Origin of the sequence: Streptomyces sp. NPDC127092 (genome assembly GCF_042722475.1) — a bacterium.
GTDB lineage: Bacteria > Actinomycetota > Actinomycetes > Streptomycetales > Streptomycetaceae > Streptomyces.
Genome location: NZ_JBHXFE010000387.1, coordinates 1 through 1092, shown reverse-complemented (window position 1 = coordinate 1092; position 1092 = coordinate 1). Strand labels below are relative to the sequence as shown.

General features: G+C 72.2%; 2 protein-coding genes. Both read left to right on the top strand.

All coding sequences use genetic code 11. The features are described from left to right. The first annotated feature begins 185 nt into the window (after window positions 1-185). On the top strand, window positions 186-644 hold the full coding sequence (locus ACFWJO_RS40680) for an Rrf2 family transcriptional regulator (RefSeq protein WP_102708783.1): 459 nt from the start codon (window positions 186-188) through the stop codon (window positions 642-644). 95 nt (window positions 645-739) lie between these two features. Beyond that, window positions 740-1092 (top strand): globin domain-containing protein (locus tag ACFWJO_RS40675; RefSeq protein ID WP_386873425.1); only part of this gene is annotated, 353 nt, incomplete at its 3' end.

Below are 1092 nucleotides of genomic sequence, written 5' to 3'. Positions count from 1 at the left end.
GTCCACGAGCCGACGCCGGACGGCCAGGGCCTCCTCGTGCAGCGCGGCGTCGCCCCCCGGCGCGGAGGTCTCGGGGAGGCGGGGGGCGGCGTCGGGGTGCGAGGTGGCGTCCATGGCGTCAGTATGCCAACCGGCCCGGACACCGCAGGCGCGGCGGCGCCGTGCACCGGTGGGATGATGGAGGAATGAAGCTGAGCACCTACACCGACGTCTGCCTGCGCGTGCTGATGACGCTCGCGGCGGCCGAGGGGGAACGGCTCACCAGCCAGCAGATCGCGGACCGGATCCAGGTGCCCTACAACCACGTGATCAAGGCGGTCGCCGAGCTGCGTCGCCGCGGGACCATCGAGGTGCTGCGCGGTCGGCACGGCGGGGCCATGATCGCCGCGGCCGGTCTGGACCAGCGTGTGGGCGAGCTCGTGCGCTCGCTGAGCAGCCGCGACGAGGTGATCGACTGCGCCGGGCGCGACTCCGGGGTGGCGTGCCCCTACGCCGGCGACTGCCGCCTGCGCGGCGCCCTGCACCGCGCACGCGAGGCCTTCCTCGCCGAGCTCGACACCGTGCGGATCCGGGATCTGGTGAGCGCTGGGCCTGTCGGCGGGCCCGTGCTGCTGGGCCTGCCGGAGATCCCCGTGGCGCACTGACGGAACGGGCCGGGGGGCGAGTTCCCGACGGCGACGGCCGGGTGTAATCTGGCAAAATCAGCGCAAGATTCCCCACCGAGGAGACGGAGACCCCCGTGCTGTCCGAGAAGTCCCGCCCCGTCATCGAGGCCACCGCCGCCGTCGTCGCCGAGCACATGCCGGAGATCACGCCCCTGTTCTACGCCCACATGTTCGAGGCCCACCCCGAGCTCCTCGACGGCGTCTTCTCCCGCGCCAACCAGCGCAACGGCGAGCAGGCCCAGGCCCTCGCCGGCTCGATCGTGAAGTTCGCGGTGCACCTGCTCGAGAACCCGGGCACCCTGCCCGAGGCCGTCCTGTCCCGCATCGCCCACAAGCACACCGCCCCCGGCATCGTCGAGGAGCAGTACCCGATCGTCTACGAGAACCTCTTCTGGTTCATCGGCGAGGTGCTCGGTGACGCCGTCAC

Coding starts and splice junctions, on each gene's coding strand:
- ACFWJO_RS40680 (WP_102708783.1), top strand. CDS start 186: ATGAAGCTGAGCACCTACACCGACGTCTGCCTGCGCGTGCTGATGACG.